Source organism: Sporomusa sp. GT1, from assembly GCF_014634905.1.
Taxonomy (GTDB): Bacteria; Bacillota; Negativicutes; order Sporomusales; family Sporomusaceae; genus Sporomusa; species Sporomusa sphaeroides.
The window spans coordinates 61,061-85,240 of sequence record NZ_BMBX01000004.1; the positions used below are offsets into that span (position 1 = coordinate 61,061).

Genomic DNA, 24,180 nt, shown 5'->3' on the forward strand with positions numbered 1-24,180 from the left:
CAAATTACCTCCTATTTGTTTACTAGTGCTTATAACCTATTTTTGCAGAACTCATGCCAATGCACAACATTTCTTTATCCGGTTAGTGCTAACCAGATAAAGAAATGTGCATTATTTAGAACAGCAAGCGTTTGTCCGGTAATTACAGAAAATGCAGTCCAATGAGGAAGATTGGCAACGTCCAAATTAAAGCGGTAACACAATAGCCCATAATGTCACGCACGCCTAAGCCGGCAATAGCCAGGGCAGGCAGAGCCCAGAACGGCTGTGCCATATTCATCCATTCCTCCCCATAAGCAATGGCCATAGCCGCCTTCCCCAGATCAGCTCCAAGGGCCTGAGCAGCCGGCATGACAAATGGTCCTTGAACAACCCAGTGACCGCCGCCGGACGGAACTGCCAGGTTAACCAGACCTGAGCTGAAGAAGGTCAGCACCGCAAAAGTATCTTTGGTAGATATATTGACAAACCAGTTGGTAATAATGCCGCCCAGGCCGGAATGCTCCATCATGACCTGAATGGCGGCATACAGGGGAAACTGAACCAAAATACCGGCAGTGCCACGGGCGGCATTCACCACGGCCCGCATATAGGACATTGGCGTTTTATGCAATAGAATACCGGCGGTGAAAAAAATCAAATTTACGGTATTAACGTTAATATTAAATCCATTCTTGACAAAATACATTACAAGGTACACACATCCGAGGGCACCGACCAGTATCGCCAGAAAGGTGCTTTCCTCAACTCTTTCAGCCCAGGAAGCGTTTGGTCCCAAAACTTTCGACGTGGGCGGCTCTTCTGCCAGCAGGCTGGGATCTACGGCAACCACGTCCTCAGGTTTTGGCAGCATCGACTTGCACAGGAAAGGAACTACTACGATAAGGGCCAGGGTGATAAAAATATTGTACGGGGTAAATATCGTCTGGCTAATGGGAATAAGGCCAATTGTCGCCTCCATCGGATTGCCTTTGGTGGCGGCAACCAGCGGTACGGAGCCGGACATACCGCCATGCCAGGTAATAAAGCCAATATAGGCACTGGCAATAAGCAGACGGTAGTCGGACCCCGCAACCCTGCGGGCTACCTCACGGGCAAATAGCGCGCCGACAACCAGGCCAAACCCCCAGTTAATAGCACTGCACACTGCCGACATAAAGGCCACCAGCATAACGCCCTGAGCCGGAGTAGCGGCAACGCCGGCAAGATTTCTCATGCCCCGGCGCAATAGCGGCGAGCTTGCCAGCGCGTGTCCGGTTACGAGCACCATGGCCATTTGCATAGAAAATGCAAGTAAGTTCCAGAAACCGTCGCCCCACATTTTAACCATTGCCAGGGGACCGTTAGGCGTTATGGCAATACCTAAGACAAATACAATTATCGTCAGGAATATTGCGAAAACAAGCGGGTCAGGCAAATAACGCTGAACCATTAAAGTAAGAAACCGTGAAATTGCTTTGATCATAAATTCTTATCTCCTCCTGTATGTAGTTTGCATATACCGCTGATCTGCCATTATCATTACAACATGGCTCTTTACATGTACGAACGGTTGCACCTCCTCCACGATATGGCTCTGATCAAGCTTCCATTCCTTACTAGTTGCAAGTAGCATGCCAAATACACCGAATACTCGAATTTGTACTAAACATTACATTTTTTGACCAATTATTTACATTAAAAAGCATCCAACTGCGCAAAAGTTTGCGCAGTTGACTACTTCTTGTTCGTATTACGTCCCTGTAACCCACCTCCAAAAAGAAGTGATACCACCCGGAATAAACCCGGATAGTATCACTTCTCGCCCGCAGTTCCAGAAAATATTGATATTTTTACTTAATCCTTTGTTGGCAATCTATAATCTAGTCATGGTCTTGATTATCAACTTGCGATTTCTTTCCCAAACCGTGTTCTACTATTTTGTACAGAAGAGCACGGCGGCTTATATCCAGCGCTTGCGCCGTTTTGACCTTATTGCCGTTATGCTGCTTCAGCATATTAGCAATGATTTCCTTTTCTATCCGGCGCATGCTGTCTTTTAAGGTATTTGTACCGTCAAGCGGAACTATCCCTTGCTCATGAGTGGGCAAAAGTCCCGGCAGATCGGGAACATCAATAATTCCCTGCGACAAAATAACGGCACGTTCAAGCACATTTGCCAATTCCCGTACATTACCCGGCCACGAATATTGGCAAAGTAAATTCATTGCTTCAGAAGTAATCAGTGGCACTTCCAAATGAGCTTCAAAGGCAAATCGACGGATAAAATGGTCAATAAACAATGGAATATCCTCCGCACGCTGCCGTAGGGGCGGCACATGTATGGGTACGACTTTTAACCGGTAATAAAGATCGTCCCGGAACTCTCCCTTGCGAATCGACTCCTCCAAATTACGGTTGGTGGCGGCAATAATTCTTACATCCACTTTAATGGTCTCGGTACCTCCGACCCTGTCAAACTCCTTTTCTTGCAGAACACGCAGCAGTTTCACTTGTATGAGGGGCGGCAATTCCCCGACTTCATCCAAAAAAATAGTACCTTTGTTGGCACGTTCAAAGCGGCCGGGTTTTCTGGCCGTAGCTCCGGTAAAAGCTCCTTTTTCGTAACCAAATAACTCGCTTTCTACCAGGCCCTCCGGCAACGCCCCACAATTCACCTTGATAAAGGGGCCATCCCGCTGCACGCTGTTATTGTGAATGGTCTTAGCAATCAGTTCCTTCCCGCTGCCACTCTCCCCGGTAATTAAAACAGTAGCATTTGTCTGAGCAACACGTCCTACAATTTTATAAACATTCTGCATTAAGGCACTTTTCCCAATAATATTGTTGAGGTGATATGTATTGAGATGGTCTTCCTTTAAAACCGTTTCTTCATCTCTCATGCGTCGCATTTGCAGCGCCCGGGCTAATACGTTACGGATTTCATCAACGTTTGAGGGTTTAACCAAATAATCAAAGGCTCCCATCTTCATGGCTTCAATGGCGGTATCAATAGTTCCGTACGCAGTCATGAGGATAACCGGTATTTCAGAATACTCCTGATGGATTATCTTAAACGCCTCTAAGCCATCCATAACAGGCATTTTTATATCCATAATAATAACAGAAGGCATATTAAGCTTTGTCATTTCCAGAGCCTTCAACCCGTTTTCCGCCAGGTAAGCCTGATATCCGGCTTTCGTCGCAATATCGAAAATCAACCGGCGAACAGTAAGTTTATCATCCACTATCAATACAGAATTATGAATCGGCGCTTCTGACATCTTTTCACCCCTTTACTGCTGGAAAAATCAGCATAAACGTACTTCCCTGATTTGCTTTGGATTCAACTAAGATAACTCCGTTCCAGCTTAGCATCAGATGATTGGCAACCGCTAAACCAAGTCCGGTTCCGTTTACCTTTGTAGTGAAAAAAGGATCAAACATCTTTTTGATAGTCCCGGGCTCAATCCCCGGTCCTGTATCGGTGACGCTTACGCGAACTTTGCCGGCAACTTCTTCATAACCGGAAGAAATAGTAATCGTCCCCTTCTTGTCCATTGCCTGAATCGCATTAATTAAAATATTTAAAAATACTTGCTTTAATTGCTCTTCATTGGCCATAACATCAGGCAAAAGCGGTGCCAGTTGATGCTTAAACACCACCTCTGTTCCGTGGGCCCTGATTTCAGCCAATACCAGTGTATTTTTCAACACCTCGTTAACATTTGTGCGGGTCACCAAATCCAATGTCGGCCGGGAAAAACCTAATAACTTTTCCGTCAGGTAATTCATCCGGTCTACCTCATGGATGATAATGTCGTTATATTCCTGCCGCTCACTAAGCGTGATATCTTCATTTTGCAATTGCGAAAATCCTTTAATGGCCATTAACGGATTACGAATTTCATGAGCCAGACCGGCAGCCATCTCACCAATTACAGCCAGGCGGTCCGCTCGCTGTACCTGTTCTTCCAGTATCTTTTTTTCTTCTAAGCCATGAGCCATATCATTGATAGCCATAGCAATTTCACCAATTTCGCCGCTGGGCGGTACTATTTTGTATGATAAGTCTTCTTTAATATTTATAAGTCCTTTTTTAATGCGTTTTATATCCCGCATTAGATGAATTAACAAAAATATGATACCGGTAATGCCCACAATTAAGCTAACAGCCATCGCCCAGTAAATATGTTTCGTTATAGCATGAACCTGGGTTTCAACATTTTCCGTCAATTCATTGGCCCAAACGTAACCGATAATTGTATTATTGCGAATAACCGGAACCATGGCATTCATAATTGGCCCCCTGACTAAGTCTCCCTCCTGTACCCGAGGTATCCCGGTAGTCATAACGATCCGGCCTTCATGAGTATCACTAATTGGCAAACCCACTTTATTGTCATATATATCACTCGGCCCGTACGTAATAATTGCCTCTAACTCCCGGCAGTAATAGCCAACCCCAATTCCGGGATAAGCACGCGCTACGTCATTTGTATAAGCTCGCAGTTCTTGGTTAAGTATTGCAATCTGGGTAGCCTTGTCAGCAGCCTGCGCGCCATTTTTTCGCAATATATCGTCATAAGTGCCGGTAAGATAATAATCCAGCATCTTCGCCGCGCCAAACAACTTCTGCTGTTTCTCCTCCATCATACCTTCTGTCACCGTATTAACAATATAGCAACTAGACAAGAGAACAGGCAGCCCGGCCACAATAATTACTAGTATAAGCAGCCAGCTCTTAAGACTTTTAGGAATCATCCAATAACCTCCTGTGTATTCGTACAATGTCACTTTAATAATCACAGTCGCAAGTTTCGTGCCATGTTTTAATTTCAATATACTGTCAAATTACCTATTATTTTATCAAAAAATAGCGCATTCTGCTTGATGTTACTAACATGTAAAATAATTTAAGCCATGAAATGAGCAAAAAAAAGTCGTAGTTGCGCAAAAAATTGCGCAACTACGACTTTTTTTGCCCGCATTTATTATAACCATATATATCCGTCTAGATTGTATCTGTCACAAACTTACCTTTCATTTTGAAGTTTGGCACAATTTTTGCATTAACTCTTTGTGTGGATAAAAAGACAATACAATCAAGGAGTGAAGAGCTTGGCCAAAGTAATCACAGCCGATGAAGCTGTAAAACTCATAAAAGATGGAGACATGGTGGCCACAACCGGCTTTGTCGGCAGCGGACATCCTGAAGCTCTAACAGCGGCTCTGGAAAAACGCTTTCTCAAAGAAAAAACGCCCCGCAATCTTGGATTAATCTTTTGTGCCGGACAGGGGGATGGCAAGGATCGAGGGTTAAACCACTTAGCCCATGCCGGTCTGGTAAAACGGGTAATTGGCGGCCACTGGAACTTAGCACCCAAATTAGGCCAATTGGCGGTTGATAGCCAAATTGAGGCCTACAATTTCCCCCAAGGAACACTGACACATTGGTTCAGAGAAATGGCGGGACACAAGCCCGGTGTTATTACCAAGGTTGGTCTTAATACTTTTGTAGACCCTCGCATTGAGGGTGGCAAGATCAGCAGTATCACTACCCAGGATCTGGTCGAAGTCATTCAATTAGGCGGCGAAGAATGGTTATGGTATAAACCCTTTCCTGTAAATGTTGCATTAATACGCGGTACGAGCGCTGATGAAAAAGGCAACCTTTCGATCGAACGCGAAGCTGTTTCCCCGGAATCCTTATCCATTGCCCAGGCAGTAAAAAGCAGCGGCGGCATAGTAATTGCCCAGGTTGAAAGAATCGTAGCCAACGGAACGATACATCCGATGATGGTCAAGGTACCTTCTATTAGTGTAGACTACATCGTTGTCGCCAGTCCGGACGAACATATGCAGACATTTGTCCAGCAGTATAATCCGGCTTACTCCGGTGAAACCCGTATTCCCTTATCATCATTGCCGGCTCTGCCACTCAACGAGCGTAAAATTATTGCCAGAAGAGCAGCCATGGAATTAATCCCTAACGCCAGGGTGAATTTGGGAATTGGGATGCCGGAGGGCGTTGCCATGGTTGCTGCCGAGGAGGGTATTAGCAATACTATGACCTTAACGGTCGAGGCCGGCCCTATCGGCGGCGTTCCTGCCGGCGGATTGGAATTTGGTGCGGCTGCCAATGCCGAAGCCATTCTTGATCAACCCTATCAATTTGACTTTTATGATGGCGGCGGACTTGATATCGCGTTTCTGGGTCTTGCCGAAACCGATGAACAGGGCAATATCAATGTGAGCAAATTCAAAGGCCGCGTTGCCGGCTGCGGCGGGTTTATTAATATCACCCAAAACTCTAAGAAAGTAGTTTTCTGCGGAACCTTTACCGCCGGCGGGCTAAAAGTCCAGGTTGACACTAATAAGCTTTCTATCGTAAATGAAGGCAGAGCCAAAAAATTCTTAAAAAAAGTAGAGCAAATTACTTTCAGCGGCGATTATGCCAGAAAAACCAGACAAACAGTCAGGTATATCACAGAGAGAGCTGTTTTTGAGTTACAAGCGGCAGGCATGACAATTACCGAAATAGCACCCGGTATAGATTTAGAAAAAGATGTGCTGGCTTATATGGATTTTAAACCTATCATCTCTCCTAGCCTAAAAATTATGGACAAGCGTATTTTCCGGGATGAACCAATGAATTTGAAAATTGATTAACAAGTAAACTCATAGAGGTGGTAATACATATGACTAATATCGTAATCGTAAGTGCAGTCCGGACAGCGCTTGGCAGCTTCAACGGTTCTCTGGCTCCCGTATCTGCAGTTAAGCTTGGCAGTACCGTTATCAGTGAAGCAATTAACCGCGCCGGCATCGAAAAATTTTCAGTTGACGAGGTTGTCTTTGGCAATGTTCTGCAGGCCGGTTTGGGTCAAAACCCAGCCCGTCAGTGTGCGGTAGGCGCCGGCATACCTGTTGAGGTTCCAGCCTACACAGTAAACCTGGTCTGCGGTTCAGGAATGAAGACTGTGGCCTTGGCTGCCCAGAGTATTGCCAGCGGAGCCGCCGACATAGTGGTAGCCGGCGGTACGGAGAGCATGAGTAATGCCCCCTTTGTTTTGAATAAGGCTCGCTGGGGCTATCGTATGGGCAACGGTACCGTAACCGACGTCATGATAAATGACGGACTGTGGGATGCATTTAACAACTATCACATGGGTATTACCGCCGAAAATATTGCCGAAAAATATGGAATCACCCGTGAAGAACAGGATCAAGCGGCCTACGAATCGCAAACCAAAGCAATCAAGGCTATACAATCAGGCGCTTTTAAAAATGAAATTTGTCCTGTCACCATTCCCAGTAAAAAGGGAGACATAGTTTTTGCTGTGGACGAATTCCCGCGCGCCGGCACTACCTCCGAGAGTCTGGCAAAATTAAAACCCGCCTTCAAAAAAGACGGCACCGTCACTGCCGGCAATGCTTCAGGAATCAATGACGGTGCCGCAGCCCTTGTCCTTATGTCCGAAGCCAAAGCAAAAGAGCTGGGCATTAAACCGTTAGCCCGCATCATCGCCACTGCCACCGCCGGTGTTGATCCGAGCATAATGGGAATTGGCCCGGTTCCGGCATCCATTAAAGCCCTGAAGCAGGCCGGTCTTTCCGTTGATGATATTGATCTTTTCGAAGCAAACGAAGCGTTTGCTGCTCAGTTTATTGCCGCCGGCCGGGACCTCAAGCTGCCAAAAGAAAAGGTAAATGTAAACGGTGGCGCCATCGCGTTGGGACATCCAATAGGTGCAAGCGGCGCCCGTATTCTTGTAACCCTTTTACATGCACTGGAACAAAGAAAGCTGCACCGCGGTTTAGCTACACTCTGCATTGGCGGCGGCATGGGCATTGCCACCATTATCGAAAGATACGCCTACTAATCAATACACGTCATATAACTTATCAGGAGGGTCTTTGATGAATATCAAAAAGGTTTTAATTATCGGAGCCGGCCAAATGGGCAGCGGTATTGCCCAAGTTATGGCCCAAAGCGGCTTAACCGTTATCATTCGTGATATTAAAGAGGAATTTGTGCAAAAAGGGCTTGAGGGTATTGCCAAAAATTTGGCCAGAGCCGTGGAAAAAGGTAAACTGACTGCTGCTGACAAAGCTGATATTATGGGACGCATTTCCGGCGCAGTTGAACTTACTTCTGCAGTATGCAATGTTGACCTGGTAATTGAAGCAGCTGTTGAAAATATGAATATCAAAAAGAGTATCTTTGAACAATTGGACGAATTGACTCCGGCACATACTATTTTGGCAACTAATTCTTCTTCTTTGTCAATCACGGCAATCGGTGCCTTTACCAGACGCCCGTCCCAGGTTATTGGCATGCATTTCTTTAATCCCGCTCCTGTTATGAAGCTTGTTGAAGTCATTAACGGCCTGGCAACAAGTGAGGACTCTTTCAAGAGTGTAAAAGAACTTGCGCTAAAATTAGGAAAAAGTCCGGTAAAAGTATTTGATGCACCCGGCTTTGTCGGCAACCGCATCATGATTCCGATGATCAATGAGGCTATCTTCACGCTGGCAGAAGGTGTCGCCACCGCAGAAGATATCGATACTGTTGCCAAACTTGGCTTTAACCATGTCATTGGGCCCCTTGCTCTTTCCGACCTTATCGGCAATGATACTGTCCTCTATATTATGGAAGTGCTGTATAAGGAATACGGTGACCAAAAATACCGTCCTTGCCCGCTGCTTAAGAAGATGGTGGAAGCCGGATATCTGGGACGTAAAACCGGCAAAGGCTTTTATGATTATAATACCTAGAAGGATTTATTCCGCACTTCTATCGGTTTAGTTAGAATACTTGCAATTACGGTATATGTAAAATTATATGTCAAAAAAGGGGCTGTCGCAGTAACCCAGCCCCTTTTATTTCCACCCCCAAAGAGGCGGACTAACCGCCTCTTTTATGTTGTCACATGCTAAGAGGAAAAAGACATAAGAAAAACCGCCCCCAAAGGACGGTTATGGTATAATATGTAAAGGACGGGATTACGGCCCGTCCTAAACTGAATACGGGAGGTGATTTCATGTGGATTTCTCCACAGGTGATTGTCTGGTTGATTATTGCGCTAACAATAATCGCACTTAAACCGGATAAAATCACTGTCTGGTTCCGCTAACCTCCGGTATCCATCGAACGTCCCTGCGCCAACAGGGGCGTTCATTTAGTTTCTATGCTTATTATACCCTATTTATACATATTTTAAAATGGTTTATTATTATTTTAAATACCCCACCTTTCTAAACGCCCAAAAATCCGGGTTTTTCAGTAGCTTCCTAGCGGGTGAGTTTTCTGAACTTCAGTCGATGCGGCTGATCGGCTTCTTTGCCAAGGCGTTTTTTGCGTTCGGCTTCGTAGTCCGAATAGTTACCCTCAAAGAAGGTCACGACGGAGTCACCCTCAAAAGCCATGATGTGACTCGCGATGCGATCAAGGAACCAGCGGTCGTGGCTGATGACCAACACGCAACCGGCAAAGTTTTCCAGTGCGTCTTCCAGGGCACGCATGGTGTTCACGTCCAGGTCGTTGGTGGGTTCGTCAAGGAGGATTACGTTGGCCCCGGTTTTCAGCATCTTGGCCAGATGAACGCGGTTGCGTTCACCGCCGGATAGCACGTCCACTTTCTTTTGCTGGTCCTGTCCCATGATGTTGAAGCGCGCGCAGTAAGCCCGAGAGTTAATCTCGCGGTTGCCTAGCTTGATAGTGTCGTAGCCGTCGCTGATAACTTCGTAGACGGTTTTTTCGGGCTCAAGGGAGTCGCGGTTCTGGTCCACGTAAGCCAAACTAACGGTTTCGCCGACTTTCAGGGTACCACTGTCGGGCTTTTCCTGTCCGGTGATCATCTTAAAGAGAGTGGTTTTACCGGCTCCGTTTGGGCCGATGATACCGACGATGGCTCCAGCCGGAATCATGAAACTCATGTTTTCCACGAGCACCTTGTCGCCCATGGCTTTGCTGACATTGTCGGCTTCAATGACGATCTTACCTAAGCGCGGTCCCGGTGGAATGTATATTTCCAAATCCTTACCCAAGCGCTCAGACTCATGTGAAAGCATGGCTTCATAAGCGTTGATCCTGGCCTTGCTCTTGGCGTGACGTCCTTTGGGAGCCATGCGGATCCACTCAAGTTCGCGGGCCAGGGTCTTCTGCCGTTCGTCTTCGCTTTTTTCTTCGTTGGCCAGACGTTGTTGCTTTTGTTCCAGCCAGGAAGAGTAGTTGCCCTTCCAGGGAATGCCGCGACCGCGATCAAGTTCAAGAATCCATCCAGCCACGTTGTCAAGGAAGTAACGGTCATGGGTTACGGCAATTACAGTACCGGGGAAAGTTTTCAAAAAATGTTCCAACCAGGATACCGATTCAGCGTCCAGGTGGTTGGTTGGTTCGTCCAGAAGCAGGATGTCCGGGCTTTTCAGCAGCAGGCGGCACAAGGCCACACGGCGGCGTTCACCGCCCGAAATCACCGAAACCGATGAGTCGGGCGGAGGGCAGCGCAAGGCGTCCATGGCCATTTCAAGCTTGGAGTCCAGATCCCAGACGCCCTTGATGTCCATAAGTTCCTGCACTTCACCCTGGCGGGTGATAAGCGCGTCCATTTCGTCCGGTTCCATGGGCTCGGAAAATTTGGCGTTGATGGCTTCGTACTCATCACGAATCTGAACCAGTTCTTGTACGCCTTCTTCCACCACCTCGCGCACGGTGCGGGTTTCATCCACCAACGGCTCCTGTGGGAGGTAACCGATGGTGTAGCCGGGGGCGATAACGGTCTTACCGTCAAAACTCTGATCTTCTCCGGCCAGTATTTTGAGGAGCGAACTTTTGCCGGATCCGTTCAGACCCAGGACACCGATTTTCGCTCCGTAAAAGTAAGAGAGCGAAATGTCCTTGAGGACTTCTTTCTGCCCGTGTTTTTTAGATACACGGATCATGGAATAAATAATTTTGTCTATTTCCTGACTCATATACTCACCTCTTAAAAATTTTTAGTTAAAAGTAATAATAAATTTCTTGATAATACTATCAAATTTACGGGCAAATAAAAACTAATTCTTCATAGCAAATAAAAACAAGTGCAATTGTCTACATATAATTATAGCACATCCCGTCATCGCAACACACTCAACATGTGTTTTGATAGAAACGTGATACAGATTGGCGAAAGTAGGGTTTTGCGGGAAAGTTATACCCCTAGAGTAACAGGAGGTATAAGCAAAAATCAACTAATTGCGTTTTCATGGCCTAAGGCACCCATATGTCAAGTACACACTGAAAAAATATTTATGTTCTTCAACTGCTAGATACATTCTCCTTTTTATTCTCTTTTAAATAAGTATAATTATAATAGAGCTATTTGTTGTTCAAATACAGTGTTTTGCATGAGTTTAGGCCTGTGCAGTAAATCAGTGAAATAGTATATCACGCAGATAAATAGGAATCTAGCGAGGGTTGAGAATGAAAGATGTTTTTTTGATTGGCGGTACAATGGGCGTAGGGAAAACAGCTACTTGCCAAATTTTGAAGAAAAAATTGAACAACAGCATTTTTCTTGATGGGGATTGGTGCTGGGACATGTACCCATTTCAAGTTACCGAAGAAACAAAACAAATGGTCATGGAGAATATTTGCTTTCTTTTGAATAATTTTATCAAGTGCTCTATTTATGAACATATTGTATTTTGCTGGGTTATGCATGAACAAAGCATTATTGACGACATTCTTTCACATCTTGATACGGCGAATTGCCGTGTTCATCTTATATCCTTAGTCTGCGATAAACAGTCGCTACAAGCCCGACTGAGCAAGGATGTAGATTCCGGTATCCGAGCGGAAGATATAGTTTGTAGAAGCATAGAACGCATCGCTCTTTATGAAAAACTGGACACATATAAGCTTGATGTATCGAAAATCACACCGGAGCAAACAGCCGAATTTATTATTCAGAATTGTTGAATTCCAATATGCAAACAAGCACCACGAAGGAGGACTAAAAAATGGAAAACTGGTTTACGCTTGATCAAATTGATATATATACTCACATAATCAGTGAATACCGCCATTGGGAGGAAACACATTGCTACCTGCTTGAAGGTAACGAGCGGTGTTTGCTCATCGATACAGGGCTAGGCATCTGCAATATTTCCGAAGAAGTGAAAAAACTGACGGACAAGCCGGTAATTGCCGCGGCAACACATATCCATTGGGATCACATCGGCGGGCATGAATACTACCCAGATTTCTATGCTCATGAAGCAGAATTAAACTGGCTGTGTGGTGAGTTCCCACTGACGATGGATACCATCCGGGGTATGGTGATCGACCGGTGCGATTTACCGGAGGGCTATGATGTCAACACTTATAAGTTTTTTCAGGGAATGCCGACGCGGGTGCTGAAAGACGGTGACACCATTGATCTGGGTGGGCGCGTAATCACGGCGCTGCATACACCGGGGCACTCTCCGGGGCATCTATGCTTTTGGGAACCGCAACATGGATACTTATTCACCGGTGATCTTGTCTATAAAGACACACTGTTTGCATATTACCCTTCCACCGATCCGCAGGAATATCTCACGTCACTTGAAAAGGTTTCTGCTCTACCCGTAAAAAATGTGTTCCCCGCACATCACAGCCTAGACATTCAGCCCGAAATTTTGATCCGTATGCGGAACGCTTTTCGTCAACTGAAAGTTGATGGAAAGCTACATCATGGCAGCGGCACCTTTGATTACGGTGATTGGGCTGTTTGGCTGTAAAGATATAGAGCGTAATATGAATTCAAGATGAAATATAGATAACACAACGGAGGGATGGCAATGCTTGAAAAAATACCAACGAATGAAGAAATGATTATTCTAATCGGAAAACCCTTATTTGATGTATGGACGAAGCTGACCGATTTTATTGAATCAAAATATGATATGGATCGTCTTTGGAACAACGGCGGGAAGAAATGGACCTATGAGTATAAATACCGAAGAGGCGGGAAATCCTTATGCGCTTTGTACGCAAAGGAAAATGTATTCGGCTTTATGATTATTTTCGGCAAGGCGGAGCGGGAAAAAGTTGAAGCAATCCGCAGTGATTTGTCGCCCGAAACACAACGTATTTACGACGAGGCGACCACCTACCATGACGGAAAATGGGTCATGTTTGAATTAACTGATACATCATTGTTTTCAGACATGGAGAAGCTGTTAATGATTAAACGAAAGCCTAATAAAAAATAATGTTTTGGCGATGTTGTGTCATAACAGGCTGTCAAATAATCCATACTTGAGAAGGAGAAAACACCAATGGTACATTTAGTTTATTGCGATAACACCGGCAAAAAGGGCGAGCATGTTTTAGATAAAATCTTATCCGGAACAAAAACAATGATTGTCAGGGGTGCGGCAGGACGTAAAATTCCGCATAGCCGTGTTTTTAAGGGCGAAAGCCTGTACTTTATGGAAAAAGGCACGGCTCTTATTGCGGCAAAAGCCGTTGTGAAATCCGTACAAAATTACGTGAAGCTGACGGAAGATGAAATTGTAAAAACCTTTGATGATCATCAGGACAAGCTGAATTTGACCGATAAACAGCGCACGCGCTGGCATAAAAAATGCCTGTGTCTGGTGGAGTTTGAACAGGTGGAAGCGATTGAGCCTGCGCTGGCATTTGACCATCAGGGCAATATGGACGACTGGCTGATTATCGAAAAAATTGAAGACGTGGTTGTCGGAACCAGCATTCCATATAATTATGAAAAATCGAAGTTTTGATAAAAAATGCGGGTAATTGAATCAGAGCAAGTAAAATCAAGCCGTGTGCTCTCTGCTCCTATATAATAAATGCAGGGCATTCGAAACGGGGTGAACAGACAAATGCACGAGTGGCACAAGCAAATTCAAATCATCGTTGATGAAATAGACGAGTGTATCAGACACTATCACAATGAAGCCCTGACACTGAGGTTTCTTTCCCGCAAGCTGGGTTATTCAGAATTTCATACCACCAGAAAGTTCAAGGAAATATCGGGTATGCAGTTTCGGGATTATCTGCGGCTTAGAAAGCTGACCTTTGCGCTCAAAGAGGTTCGGGATCATGAAAGAAGCCTCTTGGATATTGCTTTTGATTACGGCTTTTCCTCTCACGAGGCTTTTACAAGAGCTTTTAAGGGAACCTATGGGGTAACGCCAAGTGAATACAGGAAAAAGCCTGTGCCTGTGGTTCTTCGTACAAAAATCAACCCTTTCGACCGCTACTTTTTCGGATTTGGAGAGATTGGCATGATAAAATCAACAGAGGATGTTAAAATTTATTTCGTAACCATTCCCGCACACAAGTTTCTGCATATTAAAAACTACGAAAGCAACGGATATTGGGATTTTTGGCAAAAGCAAAGTCAGATTCCGGGGCAGGACTGCGAAACCATCTGCGGCTTGCTGGAAAGCATCAAGGGGAAACTGGATGATGACGGCGGAAGCGATGCAAACAGCGGGAGCGGCCAGCTTATGGCGTATATCAGCGATCCGGAGGGCAGGCTCTGCGATTGGGGTTTTCCACGCACAGAGTGCTATGGTGTGCGCCTTCCTGCTGATTACCGGGGCGAAGTACCGTCGCAAATGCTGATGATTGATATTCCCGAAGCAGAGTATGTCGTTTTTGAACATGGGCCGTTCGATTACGAGCAGGAAAACCGTAGCGTGGAGGAAAAGATAGAAACTGCCATGTCAGCGTTTGACTTTTCAGGCACAGGGTATTGCTTTGATACAACGCCTAGCAGAATCATTTATATGTATCATGATCCGGAGCGATTTTTTAAATATATTCGGCCGGTACGGAAGTAAGTTGATACGACTGCCTATCCACTATCGTTTCTGACGGGAAACCAAATTGGCATATCCCTTAAAAATCCCAAGCGAGCAGGCTATATTTCACGATTTATTATATCGGAGAAATATAGCCTGCTCAATGTCTTGATATATTCAATTTGTACGTAATATTATGAAATATGGTATTTCTGCGTAGGGGGAGCGTAGGCGCACCCGTATGTGAAGTACACACCGAAAAATAATTTGCTGACAAAAATCTTTTTATCAATAGATGGTATTTTCTTTGGCGGGAGTGTGTAGGAATCGAACCCACCATCGACAGGTTAATGCCGAACGGACAGTTTTGAAGACTGCAGGAGCCACCAGGCCCCATCCACTCCCATATGAACTTTACATATATAATATATCATGAGGCTTCTTATTATTCAAGGTTCACCGTCCGCAAACACAAACCTTTAATGTCCTTATTTGAGAGTACATAGGGTTTTCAGTAAAAAAATGTTACTTGACACTGGCGTATTGCCTCTGCTATAGTGACTACATCAACCAAATAACGTTAGGCAACGAAGCCTTCGCAATTCATTTGCGAAGGCTTTTTCTGTCTACGGTTCCGGACAATGGCGTCCTGAAAGCTGCGGCTTTTAGGGCGCTTTTTGTATTGGAGCCTCACAAGGAGGGATGTTGTTATCCATACATTTGCTTTTATCGTAAAAATATTATTAGATAAGGGAAGGGATGCAAAATGAGAAAACTATGGACTATTTTCAGTGTGTGCCTCTTAGTAATGCTCACATTCATACCGGCAGCCTTTGCTAATGAAACTGCCGCCGCCCCGGCTACTGTTGATACTGGTGATACGGCCTTCGTTCTTGTATGTGCTGCACTTGTTATGCTTATGACTCCTGGTTTGGCCTTATTCTATGGCGGCATGGTAAGAACTAAAAATGCCTTAAGCACCATCATGCAGAGCTTTTTTGTCATCGGTCTGGTAACTGTGCAATGGACACTCTTTGGCTATTCGTTAGCCTTTGGGCCTGACATCGGCCATTTTATCGGCTCACTGGACTGGATAGGCTTAAACGGTGTTGGTCAGGCGCCAAATGCCGATTATTCCGCCACCATTCCCCATCAGGCCTTTATGATTTTTCAGAGTATGTTTGCGGTTCTCACTGTCGCTTTAATTACCGGCGCTTTTGCCGAACGGATGAAATTCGGCGCTTTTGTCGTATTTGCCTTACTCTGGACTACCTTTGTCTACGACCCGATTGCCCACTGGGTATGGGGTGTAGGTGGCTGGATTCGTGAACTGGGTGTGCTTGACTTTGCGGGTGGTACGGTTGTTCATATCATTTCCGGTGTTTCCGGCCTGGTTATCGCCATGATGATTGGCAAACGCAAAGGATATGGCACTGAGGTTATGATGCCCCATCATCTGCCGATGACGGTAATCGGCGCCTCGCTGCTCTGGTTTGGCTGGTTCGGCTTCAATGCCGGCAGCGCCTTATCTGCCAACGGCCTTGCAGCCAGTGCCTTTGTCGTTACCCATGCAGCCGCAGCGGCTGCCACCGTATCCTGGGTATTGACCGAATGGCTTCAGCATGGAAAGCCGACGATCCTGGGTGCTGCCTCCGGTTGTGTTGCCGGTCTTGTTGCCATCACTCCGGCTGCCGGTTTTGTCAGCCTCATTCCAGCCATCATTATCGGCCTGGGTGCCGGCATTATCTGCTTCCTGGCGGTAGCTGTCCTCAAAACGAGGCTGGGTTATGACGATTCGCTTGATGCCTTTGGCGTGCATGGTATTGGCGGCACCTGGGGGGCTATCGCTACCGGCCTGTTTGCCTCCACGGCAGTTAACCCTGCCGGTGCCGATGGTCTGTTCTACGGCAATCCCGGCCAGCTTGTCAACCAGCTCATCGGTGTTGGCGCCAGCTGGATATTTGCTGCCATTATGACCTTTATTATTCTTAAAGCCATCGGTATGTTCATGCAAGTCCGCGCTAACCCTGAACAGGAAACGCAAGGCCTTGACATCACCGAACATGGCGAACGCGGTTACGCTTACCAGGACTTCATGGCAGGTTCACCGGTTGGTCTTGGCTCTGCGGTAAACGCTGCCACTCAAGAAATCACTGTCAAAAAGACAACGCTGGCATAAGCGGCAGGTACTGTGCGCTTGAGGAAAAGGAGGAAAAATTATGCGACCAATAACCAAAATTGATGTTGTTACCCGTCCGGAAAAGTTGGAAGAACTCAAAGAAGCTCTGAGAAAAATTGGTGTTACCGGTATGACAGTGACGCAAGTCTACGGTTGTGGCCTAACCAAAGGGCATACCGAAGTATACCGGGGACAGGAATACAGTATCAACCTGGTCCCTAAAGTAAAGGTCGAAATTGTCGTCTGTGAAGTCCCGGTAGAACTTGTGCTGGAAGCCGTCAAGGCCGCTTGCCGTACCGGTAAAATTGGCGACGGCAAAATCTTCGTCTACCCGGTTGCCAACGCCGTGCGCATCCGTACCGGTGAGGAAGGCGATATCGCCATTATGGACCCGGCTGACATGCCGAAATAAATTTGTTTCCTAAAAGCTGCGCTATCGACGACAAGGTATATGCAGGATACCCTGCGTCAGATAACAGCGATAAAGAGACCTTGGAATTCAGTGAATTCCAAGGTCTCTTTGCTCATCCCGTTGTGACGGTCTTTTGTCGCTTTCAGGAACATTTATGCTTTTCTTTGCACTTGCTGCAATTTCCATTACATTGGGTTAATAATAGTTTGTAACAGCGCGGGCAGCGTACCTCACCCTGTTCACAGACCATTTTGCATTGCGGGCAAATTTGCTGTTGCATGGCAATCACCTCAATAAGCGGCTACATTACGAACGCCGCCACAATAGCACCGATAATAAAGGCAAATACCCAGGAGCTAAGCCAAATCAAGCCACCCTCTTTGCTGCCGCGTTCTTTAAACATGACAATTACGGTGGCAACACAGGGGACAAATAAAGTAATGGTTACCAGCGACACTAAGGTCTGAGCCGCCGTAAGATCCATATCGCTTAACCCGGCAGCGCCAAAGTCACGGCGGATAAGACCCATGATAAAAGCGGTAGCTGTTTCCCTCGGTAGTTTGAGCATGCCTTCGGTCACAGGAGCCAGCGCTGCCTGGATAGCCTCCAGCAGTCCGGTAACCTGCAAGACGGAAATAATCAGCGCACCCAGCATAAACAGCGGCGATGCTTCCAAAAGAAATGCATAGGATTTGGTAACCGTCTTTTTCAGGACGTTTTCTCCACGCGGCAAACGAATGGGCGGTAAATCAATGAGAAGGTCAGAGGATTGGCCTGGCAATACTTTGTTGAGAATTTTACCTGTTATACCCAATACCAGGAGAATGACACCAACATAAATAGCAATATATTTGCCGCCAATGCCTGCCAGCATCCCGGCAATAACTCCCAACTGGGCCGAGCAGGGTATAGCTAAACCGAGTACGGCGGTAGCAATTGTCCGCTCACGTTTGGTTCCTAAAATCCGGGTAGTAATGGTGGCCATGGTTACACAGCCAAAACCTAAAATCAAGGGAATGATAGCTCGTCCGTTTAAGCCGATGCTGATCATAGCCCGGTCAACCAGGGTGGCCAGACGCGGCAGGTAGCCTGAGTCCTCCATGATGGAAAGCGCAAAATAAAAGCCCACAACCAGTGGCAGCAGCAATCCCAGAATATAAGTTACCGTCATGGTTAAGACGCCGAATTCACCAATCAGGATTATGCCAAGCACCGATTCCTCGCTGACAAATCTCCCTATCAGATCCCGCACCGCCGGTTCATACATCCCCTGCATGACCGTCTCTTCGGTAAAACCGACAATGTCCTGGGCGACAATGACACCAATCAGATAATACATAGCATACAGCACAAGGGCAAAAATGGGGATACCGGTCCAGGGCCGCAGCATATACCGTCCTAATTTAGTACCAAACGTAGTACCTTCTTGTGTCTCTTTTACCACATGATTGACAATATCATTGACCCTATAGCGGCGGGCATGGTAAATTTCTTCCCGCATATCGCCTGCAGGTATGCCGTGACGTTCTGCCACATGGGGATCTCCTTCCAGCACTAACAGTGCTTCGCCCCAGGAGCCAATCCGGTTAAGCATGCCTTGCAGCTTACTTTTCAGTTCAGGTTCTATCAGACCTGTCCGGGCTTCAAAAAGCCGGTTTTTAACCTCATCAAGACCTTTTCCCTTTACCGCTACGGTTGAGATCACCGGCACCCCCAGAAGATGCTCCAGCAAATCAAGATCCACTTTAATCCCCTGGGCAGCAGCCTCGTCCATCATATTGATGGCAACAATAGTAGGGATTCCGGTATCAATGACCTGCAGTGTCAGAAACAGGTCGCGTTCTAAGTGTACCGCATCAACTACATTTAAAATTAAGTCAGCGGAAAGAATAACATCTCTGGCGACAATCTCTTCATCATTAAAGGAAGAAATGCCATACACGCCAGGTGTATCAATTACCACATCCTGTTTGTAACGTCCATGCGAAATATCAACAGTAGTGCCTGGAAAGTTGGATACATCCACATACATGCCGGTTAATGCGTTAAAAAACACTGACTTGCCGACATTTGGGTTACCAACAAGTACAATCTTCCTGGCTCCCTCAGGGATGTCCATATGACTTAAGCTATTATGACAATGACTCATTTTCTCCTCCAATGACTAATAACAACCTCTGCTACAGGCGCTATGTACCGCCTTCTCTATATAACCAAATAACCAAGCTTTTAGGCCGGCTTCACTTCAATATTCTCAGCAAGACGGCGGCCAATGGCGATTTGCTGTTTGCCTCTGCCGACAACAATCGGCCCGGCAGGCAATTTCTCATAACATTCCACTTCAGCGCCCTCTGCAATCCCAAACCGGATAGCCTGTGCTCTGATGGCAGCATCCGGAATAGCAGCAATCAAAAGACGCTGACCGCGTGTAGCTTGAGCAAGTGTCATATATATTCCCCTTCCAATAGCAATAATCATTATCAATATTTAAATAAAAAATTACGCCACCTAACTGGCGATAACTGCTATCTATTTTCAAGCACATTATATGAAAATTAATCATGACTTGTCAAGGAGGAATTACGCACTGCCCAGCTTTAGCAAAACAAACAAGGACCAAACAGAGCGATGCGCTCTTCTGATCCCTATTGCAGCCAATCCCCTATTTTATTGGACGGAAAAAACTTCCGGATACAGTAGTCTGGCCAATTGTTCCACACCGTCGGCCAAACGGAAAGACGGAGTGGACACCAGCTTTTCATCGATAATATAGACCTGGCCCTCACGCACCGCCTTTATTTTGTCAAATCCCGGACGCTGCTTAATCGCCTCCGGCGTTACCCCCGGATTCATCGGACCGCGCTGGGCCAGAAAAACGTCAATTTCCTCAGCCTTCATCAACAGGCGCTCGCTGCCATAGGCAGCTATACTGCCGGAGGTCTTGAGCGGCTGAGCATCGGCAGCCATATTTACGCCTCCGGCCAGCTGCAATACCCTGCCAGGCATACTGTCAGGAGTTATGGTCCGGTATTCTGTAGTGGTTGCCTCAAAATACACCCGCTTTTTAACCTGCGCTTTGGCAGTATGTTCAGCCACGGCGTTTAACCTGGCATGAAAAGCAGCCAATTGTTCACCAGCCTGCTGCTCCCTGCCTGTCAAAACAGCCAGCTTTTTAATATAGCCGTCAAACTCCTCAAACCTCTCCGGATAAAGACAAACCACCTTAATATTGGCTTGCTCTAAGGTTTTGACAAAATCAGGATGGCTTTGCTTGATAAACGGCCGGATAATAACAACATCAGGCTGAGCCGCCAATACCTTTTCCGGGTCGGCGCGGTAATCAAACACCGGCTTGTCCTTGGCTGCCTGCGCAGATTCAGCCGGACTCACACCAATAATTTCGGCTTCAAGACCAAGGGCCAGGAGATTTTCCGTATGGGCCGAGTACAGCGAGATAATGCGTTTGGCCGGAGCCTTAAGCACAATGGTCTGATTGAAATCATCGGTGATTTTTATATTGCCGTCAACAGAACCGGCGGCAGGCTTGGCTGAGCCGCAGCCGGCCAGCGCCACTGCCAGCAGGACTACAGCTACAGCACTTAGCAATTTAGCTTTCATCGGCTTTCTTCTCCCTTACTATATGTCGGAAAGCACGGCAAGACCGGTTTCACCTGCCCTCACAACCCGGATGCGGAATATTTCCTTAATAAGCTCAGGTGTAAGTACGGCAGGTGCCGGACCGTGTGTAATCAGGCTGCCTGAAGCAAGCACAATAGCATCCGAGCAGAAAGCGCTGACTAAGTTCAGGTCATGGATAATGGACACCACTGTCAGCCCTTGCTTGGCACACAGCTCCCGCAGCAAATTCAGGCAGGTAATACTATAATAAATATCCATATTGGAAAAAGACTCATCCAAAAACAAAATCTCCGGCTGTTGGGCCAAGGCTTTGGCAAACAGTACCCGCTGCCGTTCACCGCCGCTAAGTTCGGTAACTAAACGCCCGGCAAAATCCAGTGTGTTCGTGAGCCGCATGGCATTTTCAATAATCGCCAGGTCTTCGTCACTAAGCCCCTGCATCCTGGTCTTAAAGGGAGTACGCGCCATGCCGACAATCTCCAGACAGGTATAAGGAAACCGGATATCCATGTTTTGCGGCACAACAGCAATATGGCGGGCCAGTTCTTCAATCCGGTAAGAACCGATATCCCGCCCTCTCAGGCTTATCCTGCCTGCTGCCGCCGCAAGCTGGCCGGTAATAATGTTAAGCAGGGTTGTTTTGCCTGAACCGTTAGGCCCGACAATGCCGTTGAAGCTGCCCTGCCTGATGTTAAAACTAATATCTTGCAATACCTGTTTGGCAGCATATTTAAAACTTACGTTCTCTACTTTTATCATAAATAACGCTCCTATTGCAGCGTCTTGTTGCGCATCCTGAAAATATAGACAAAGAAAGGACCGCCTAAAAGGGTAGTCAACACCCCTACCGGAATCTCAATATTGCCGACAGAACGGCCAAATGTATCGGCCGTTAGCAGCAGAATACCGCCGGTGAGGCCACTGAGCGGAATAAGCACCTTGTTATCCGAACCGGTCAACATCCTGACCATATGCGGCACAATGAGGCCGACAAAGCCAATAATACCGCTGATAGCCACACATACGGCAGTAATCAGGGCTCCGGCCGCCAAAAGTATCATACGCAGGCGGGAAGCGTTAATGCCCAGACTGCGGGCCTCACGGTCCCCCAGGGATACAACATTGAGATCTTCGGCATAGTAATAGCATACGAAGCAAGCAGCCAGAATAAGCGGCCAGCCATATACGACATGCTCCCAGCTTTTAGCTGCCAGGCTGCCGATCAGCCAGGCAACAATGGCCGATACCTGTTCGCCGGCCAGACTCTTAACCATGCTGATGGCGGCTGACAGAATACTGCTGACAATAATCCCGGCAATAACCAGATTGGCAGATGACACATAGCCGCCTACCCGGGCCATAGACATGACAACAAGCAGGGTGGCCACCGCCCCGCCAAAGGCCAACAGCGTGACAGGCAGGCTACTCTGGGCAAGAATATTAAGATAGATAGCTATACTGGCCCCAAAGGCTGCACCTGTCGATACACCCATGGTATAGGAATCTGCCAGCGGATTCCTGAGCAACGCCTGAAAGACAACACCAGCCACCGCCAAGCCGCCGCCAACAGCAATGGCAGCCAGAATGCGCGGCAGGCGGATATCCCAGATAATGGCCGTGATAGCCCCATTTACGTGGCTATAGCTGTCAGCATTGCCGGTAATTTTTCCATAAATAACAACCGCAGCGTCCTCGATACCGATATCCGCCCGGCCAAAACCTACGGCAGCTAAAGTAAACAGAACCATTACCACCAAAAGCACCATAGCCGCCAGACGGGTTTTGGCCTTCTGGCGGCTCAAGAGCGCGGTTAACGTACTGCTCATGCCAATGCGTGCTTACTCACTTTTGAACGTTTGGTCAGAATGGTTGAGAGGTAATTTACCTTCTGGTTACCGGCAGCCGCCAAATCACGAATAATTTCTTCGCCTTCCAGGCCGCATTTTGAGACCATTACGGCATTTTCTACCATACCGTGCTTATGCAGTTTTTCAACAATTTCGGTATAATTTTTATACACTTTCATCAGCACCACATTATCAGAGGCAGCCAGCACTTTTTCCAGCCGCTCATCATCAATGGTAGCCGGTACGATGCTCAGAATATCGCCGCCTTCAGCCAGAGCCACCCCTAAACGATTGCCAATTGCCGAGAAGGAGTTTACGCCGGGAATATTGACAATTTCATGGCCGGAGGCTTCCAACAGGCGGAAAACATACATATAAGTACTGTATAGCATAGGATCGCCCAGGGTAAGAAAAGCTACTTTTTTGCCGCTGTTTAATAATCCAAGAATGATCTCTTTGTTGTTCACCCAGGCATCGGACAAAGCCTGAGCATTGTAGTTCATAGGAAATACCAGCTCAAGAACCTCAGTCCCCTCCTGGATGTAGGGACGGGCAATGGAAAGTGCCGTGCTTTCATCCTTTTTCTCGGTACGGGGAGCAATAACCACATCGGATGATTTAATGGCGTTAATGGCTTTCAAAGTAAGTAATTCGGGGTCGCCGGGGCCTACGCCGACGCCGTAAAAAATCCCTGACATTATCAAAACAACTCCTTAAAATAAATAAATCTCTGTCACCTCTAAAGGGTTGACAGAGAAATTGCCCAGACTAACGCGCAAATCCCCTCCCCATCGCTCGTGGGTGAAAACCGGTGATTGTCAAACAGGCAGATCTTCTGACTCAGGTTCATAGCCAAACTGCGCCTTCCCAAAATAGCAAGCTACTTCAGTGGCTTGTTGCAGGCAGCTCCCCTTCACAGCGGCGGGACCGTGCCGGATTTCAACCGGCTTCCCTATTAAGCCCAATCGGGCACCTGTTCCATATTAAGTTATTTAAATTGTATGATTAAAAGTGCAAAAAGTCAAGCAGATTATGTCTGCCCCGGTCTCAAAGCATGGACAAATAACCAATAGCCATTGCATATATAAAATAACTTCCAGCTACGGCAACACCGTAAACTTCCGGGTCCCGGCCGATGTTATTGAGTCCGGCCAAGTGGATTTGACCTTGGAAGAGTGGCGGCAGCTGCTGGCAAAGGTGCAGCAGGCACCTGGTGCCATGGTGAACATTGAATTGTAGAACACCCAGACAACTCCCTTGCCTGTTGTGAGGTAATTTAATGAAGTAATTTTTTTTAGCATCATGGTCGCTCCATG

21 protein-coding genes, 1 tRNA gene and 1 riboswitch are annotated in these 24,180 nt (G+C 46.8%); of the genes, 11 read left to right on the forward strand and 11 right to left on the reverse strand.

Going from position 1 to position 24,180, the window contains the following annotated elements:
• Positions 1 to 142: 142 nt before the first annotated feature.
• The 3 genes from GT1_RS07765 to GT1_RS07775 all read right to left on the reverse strand — a co-directional run bounded on the left by GT1_RS07765 (position 143) and on the right by GT1_RS07775 (position 4,743).
• A complete protein-coding gene (locus tag GT1_RS07765; protein ID WP_188398230.1) occupies positions 143 to 1,465 on the reverse strand; it encodes a TIGR00366 family protein in 1,323 nt (440 codons plus the stop codon).
• Between the two features lie 397 nt (positions 1,466 to 1,862).
• The gene (locus GT1_RS07770) at positions 1,863 to 3,263 is read right to left on the reverse strand and encodes a sigma-54 dependent transcriptional regulator (RefSeq protein ID WP_188398231.1); all 1,401 of its coding nucleotides are present in this window, start codon (positions 3,261 to 3,263) and stop codon (positions 1,863 to 1,865) included.
• 4 nt (positions 3,264 to 3,267) lie between these two features.
• Positions 3,268 to 4,743: an ATP-binding protein gene (locus GT1_RS07775; protein WP_188398232.1), complete on the reverse strand. Its 1,476-nt coding sequence runs from the start codon at positions 4,741 to 4,743 to the stop codon at positions 3,268 to 3,270.
• A gap of 357 nt (positions 4,744 to 5,100) precedes the next feature.
• On the opposite strand from GT1_RS07775, the gene GT1_RS07780 reads away from it, so the two are divergent.
• The 3 genes from GT1_RS07780 to GT1_RS07790 are packed head-to-tail and all read left to right on the forward strand — an operon-like array spanning position 5,101 to position 8,760.
• Entirely contained in the window at positions 5,101 to 6,651 is a 1,551-nt protein-coding gene (locus tag GT1_RS07780) for an acyl CoA:acetate/3-ketoacid CoA transferase (protein WP_188398233.1), read from the forward strand.
• 29 nt (positions 6,652 to 6,680) lie between these two features.
• Entirely contained in the window at positions 6,681 to 7,865 is a 1,185-nt protein-coding gene (locus GT1_RS07785) for an acetyl-CoA C-acetyltransferase (protein WP_188398234.1), read from the forward strand.
• Between the two features lie 37 nt (positions 7,866 to 7,902).
• The gene (locus GT1_RS07790; RefSeq protein ID WP_188398235.1) at positions 7,903 to 8,760 is read left to right on the forward strand and encodes a 3-hydroxybutyryl-CoA dehydrogenase; all 858 of its coding nucleotides are present in this window, start codon (positions 7,903 to 7,905) and stop codon (positions 8,758 to 8,760) included.
• A gap of 516 nt (positions 8,761 to 9,276) precedes the next feature.
• On the opposite strand, the gene ettA is transcribed toward GT1_RS07790, so the two are convergent.
• Positions 9,277 to 10,947, reverse strand: a complete 1,671-nt coding sequence (gene ettA, locus GT1_RS07795; RefSeq protein ID WP_349255073.1) for an energy-dependent translational throttle protein EttA — start codon at positions 10,945 to 10,947, stop codon at positions 9,277 to 9,279.
• Positions 10,948 to 11,449: 502 nt separating this feature from the next.
• On the opposite strand from ettA, the gene GT1_RS07800 reads away from it, so the two are divergent.
• The 5 genes from GT1_RS07800 (at position 11,450) to GT1_RS07820 (ending at position 14,826) form a co-directional block, all read left to right on the forward strand.
• The gene (locus GT1_RS07800; RefSeq protein WP_188398237.1) at positions 11,450 to 11,947 is read left to right on the forward strand and encodes an AAA family ATPase; all 498 of its coding nucleotides are present in this window, start codon (positions 11,450 to 11,452) and stop codon (positions 11,945 to 11,947) included.
• A gap of 41 nt (positions 11,948 to 11,988) precedes the next feature.
• On the forward strand, positions 11,989 to 12,750 hold the full coding sequence (locus GT1_RS07805; RefSeq protein WP_188398238.1) for an MBL fold metallo-hydrolase: 762 nt from the start codon (positions 11,989 to 11,991) through the stop codon (positions 12,748 to 12,750).
• Positions 12,751 to 12,810: 60 nt separating this feature from the next.
• Complete coding sequence (locus tag GT1_RS07810) at positions 12,811 to 13,224, forward strand: DUF3788 domain-containing protein (RefSeq protein WP_188398239.1); 414 nt, start codon at positions 12,811 to 12,813, stop codon at positions 13,222 to 13,224.
• Positions 13,225 to 13,290: 66 nt separating this feature from the next.
• Positions 13,291 to 13,758: a hypothetical protein gene (locus GT1_RS07815; protein ID WP_075756122.1), complete on the forward strand. Its 468-nt coding sequence runs from the start codon at positions 13,291 to 13,293 to the stop codon at positions 13,756 to 13,758.
• 102 nt (positions 13,759 to 13,860) lie between these two features.
• Positions 13,861 to 14,826: a helix-turn-helix transcriptional regulator gene (locus GT1_RS07820; protein ID WP_188398240.1), complete on the forward strand. Its 966-nt coding sequence runs from the start codon at positions 13,861 to 13,863 to the stop codon at positions 14,824 to 14,826.
• Positions 14,827 to 15,095: 269 nt separating this feature from the next.
• On the opposite strand, the gene GT1_RS07825 is transcribed toward GT1_RS07820, so the two are convergent.
• Positions 15,096 to 15,192: transfer RNA gene (locus GT1_RS07825), tRNA-Sec, on the reverse strand.
• Positions 15,193 to 15,553: 361 nt separating this feature from the next.
• On the opposite strand from GT1_RS07825, the gene GT1_RS07830 reads away from it, so the two are divergent.
• On the forward strand, positions 15,554 to 16,966 hold the full coding sequence (locus GT1_RS07830; RefSeq protein ID WP_188398241.1) for an ammonium transporter: 1,413 nt from the start codon (positions 15,554 to 15,556) through the stop codon (positions 16,964 to 16,966).
• Positions 16,967 to 17,006: 40 nt separating this feature from the next.
• Complete coding sequence (locus GT1_RS07835; protein ID WP_075756125.1) at positions 17,007 to 17,378, forward strand: P-II family nitrogen regulator; 372 nt, start codon at positions 17,007 to 17,009, stop codon at positions 17,376 to 17,378.
• A gap of 301 nt (positions 17,379 to 17,679) precedes the next feature.
• Here the strand turns inward: GT1_RS07835 and feoB are convergent, their stop codons facing one another.
• The 6 genes from feoB to cobI all read right to left on the reverse strand — a co-directional run bounded on the left by feoB (position 17,680) and on the right by cobI (position 23,562).
• Positions 17,680 to 19,527 carry a ferrous iron transport protein B gene (gene feoB / locus GT1_RS07840; protein WP_188398242.1) on the reverse strand — a complete coding sequence of 616 codons (1,848 nt, stop codon included), beginning with the start codon at positions 19,525 to 19,527 and terminating at the stop codon, positions 17,680 to 17,682.
• Between the two features lie 80 nt (positions 19,528 to 19,607).
• Positions 19,608 to 19,826 (reverse strand): ferrous iron transport protein A, encoded by a 219-nt coding sequence (locus GT1_RS07845; protein ID WP_075756530.1) that lies wholly within the window; start codon positions 19,824 to 19,826, stop codon positions 19,608 to 19,610.
• 219 nt (positions 19,827 to 20,045) lie between these two features.
• Entirely contained in the window at positions 20,046 to 20,996 is a 951-nt protein-coding gene (locus GT1_RS07850) for an ABC transporter substrate-binding protein (RefSeq protein WP_188398243.1), read from the reverse strand.
• An 18-nt stretch (positions 20,997 to 21,014) separates the two neighbouring features.
• A complete protein-coding gene (locus GT1_RS07855) occupies positions 21,015 to 21,776 on the reverse strand; it encodes an ABC transporter ATP-binding protein (RefSeq protein ID WP_188398244.1) in 762 nt (253 codons plus the stop codon).
• Between the two features lie 11 nt (positions 21,777 to 21,787).
• Complete coding sequence (locus tag GT1_RS07860; RefSeq protein ID WP_188398245.1) at positions 21,788 to 22,843, reverse strand: iron ABC transporter permease; 1,056 nt, start codon at positions 22,841 to 22,843, stop codon at positions 21,788 to 21,790.
• A complete protein-coding gene (gene cobI, locus GT1_RS07865; RefSeq protein WP_188398246.1) occupies positions 22,840 to 23,562 on the reverse strand; it encodes a precorrin-2 C(20)-methyltransferase in 723 nt (240 codons plus the stop codon). The genes GT1_RS07860 and cobI overlap by 4 nt, the downstream gene beginning before the upstream one ends.
• 109 nt (positions 23,563 to 23,671) lie before the next feature.
• A riboswitch (cobalamin riboswitch) is annotated at positions 23,672 to 23,856 on the reverse strand.
• Positions 23,857 to 23,875: 19 nt separating this feature from the next.
• On the opposite strand from cobI, the gene GT1_RS07870 reads away from it, so the two are divergent.
• Positions 23,876 to 24,103, forward strand: coding sequence for a hypothetical protein (locus tag GT1_RS07870; protein WP_223226114.1), 228 nt, complete (start codon positions 23,876 to 23,878; stop codon positions 24,101 to 24,103).
• Positions 24,104 to 24,180: the final 77 nt, after the last annotated feature.

What these genes read in the sequence shown, in the direction of transcription:
- GT1_RS07765 (WP_188398230.1), bottom strand. Translation starts at nt 1,465, where the DNA reads ATGATCAAAGCAATTTCACGGTTTCTTACTTTAATGGTTCAGCGTTAT.
- GT1_RS07850 (WP_188398243.1), bottom strand. Translation starts at nt 20,996, where the DNA reads ATGAAAGCTAAATTGCTAAGTGCTGTAGCTGTAGTCCTGCTGGCAGTG.
- GT1_RS07785 (WP_188398234.1), top strand. Translation starts at nt 6,681, where the DNA reads ATGACTAATATCGTAATCGTAAGTGCAGTCCGGACAGCGCTTGGCAGC.
- feoB (WP_188398242.1), bottom strand. Translation starts at nt 19,527, where the DNA reads ATGAGTCATTGTCATAATAGCTTAAGTCATATGGACATCCCTGAGGGA.
- GT1_RS07800 (WP_188398237.1), top strand. Translation starts at nt 11,450, where the DNA reads ATGAAAGATGTTTTTTTGATTGGCGGTACAATGGGCGTAGGGAAAACA.
- GT1_RS07855 (WP_188398244.1), bottom strand. Translation starts at nt 21,776, where the DNA reads ATGATAAAAGTAGAGAACGTAAGTTTTAAATATGCTGCCAAACAGGTA.
- GT1_RS07835 (WP_075756125.1), top strand. Translation starts at nt 17,007, where the DNA reads ATGCGACCAATAACCAAAATTGATGTTGTTACCCGTCCGGAAAAGTTG.
- cobI (WP_188398246.1), bottom strand. Translation starts at nt 23,562, where the DNA reads ATGTCAGGGATTTTTTACGGCGTCGGCGTAGGCCCCGGCGACCCCGAA.
- GT1_RS07815 (WP_075756122.1), top strand. Translation starts at nt 13,291, where the DNA reads ATGGTACATTTAGTTTATTGCGATAACACCGGCAAAAAGGGCGAGCAT.
- GT1_RS07830 (WP_188398241.1), top strand. Translation starts at nt 15,554, where the DNA reads ATGAGAAAACTATGGACTATTTTCAGTGTGTGCCTCTTAGTAATGCTC.
- GT1_RS07790 (WP_188398235.1), top strand. Translation starts at nt 7,903, where the DNA reads ATGAATATCAAAAAGGTTTTAATTATCGGAGCCGGCCAAATGGGCAGC.
- GT1_RS07845 (WP_075756530.1), bottom strand. Translation starts at nt 19,826, where the DNA reads ATGACACTTGCTCAAGCTACACGCGGTCAGCGTCTTTTGATTGCTGCT.
- GT1_RS07775 (WP_188398232.1), bottom strand. Translation starts at nt 4,743, where the DNA reads ATGATTCCTAAAAGTCTTAAGAGCTGGCTGCTTATACTAGTAATTATT.
- GT1_RS07770 (WP_188398231.1), bottom strand. Translation starts at nt 3,263, where the DNA reads ATGTCAGAAGCGCCGATTCATAATTCTGTATTGATAGTGGATGATAAA.
- GT1_RS07805 (WP_188398238.1), top strand. Translation starts at nt 11,989, where the DNA reads ATGGAAAACTGGTTTACGCTTGATCAAATTGATATATATACTCACATA.
- GT1_RS07820 (WP_188398240.1), top strand. Translation starts at nt 13,861, where the DNA reads ATGCACGAGTGGCACAAGCAAATTCAAATCATCGTTGATGAAATAGAC.
- GT1_RS07860 (WP_188398245.1), bottom strand. Translation starts at nt 22,843, where the DNA reads ATGAGCAGTACGTTAACCGCGCTCTTGAGCCGCCAGAAGGCCAAAACC.
- GT1_RS07810 (WP_188398239.1), top strand. Translation starts at nt 12,811, where the DNA reads ATGCTTGAAAAAATACCAACGAATGAAGAAATGATTATTCTAATCGGA.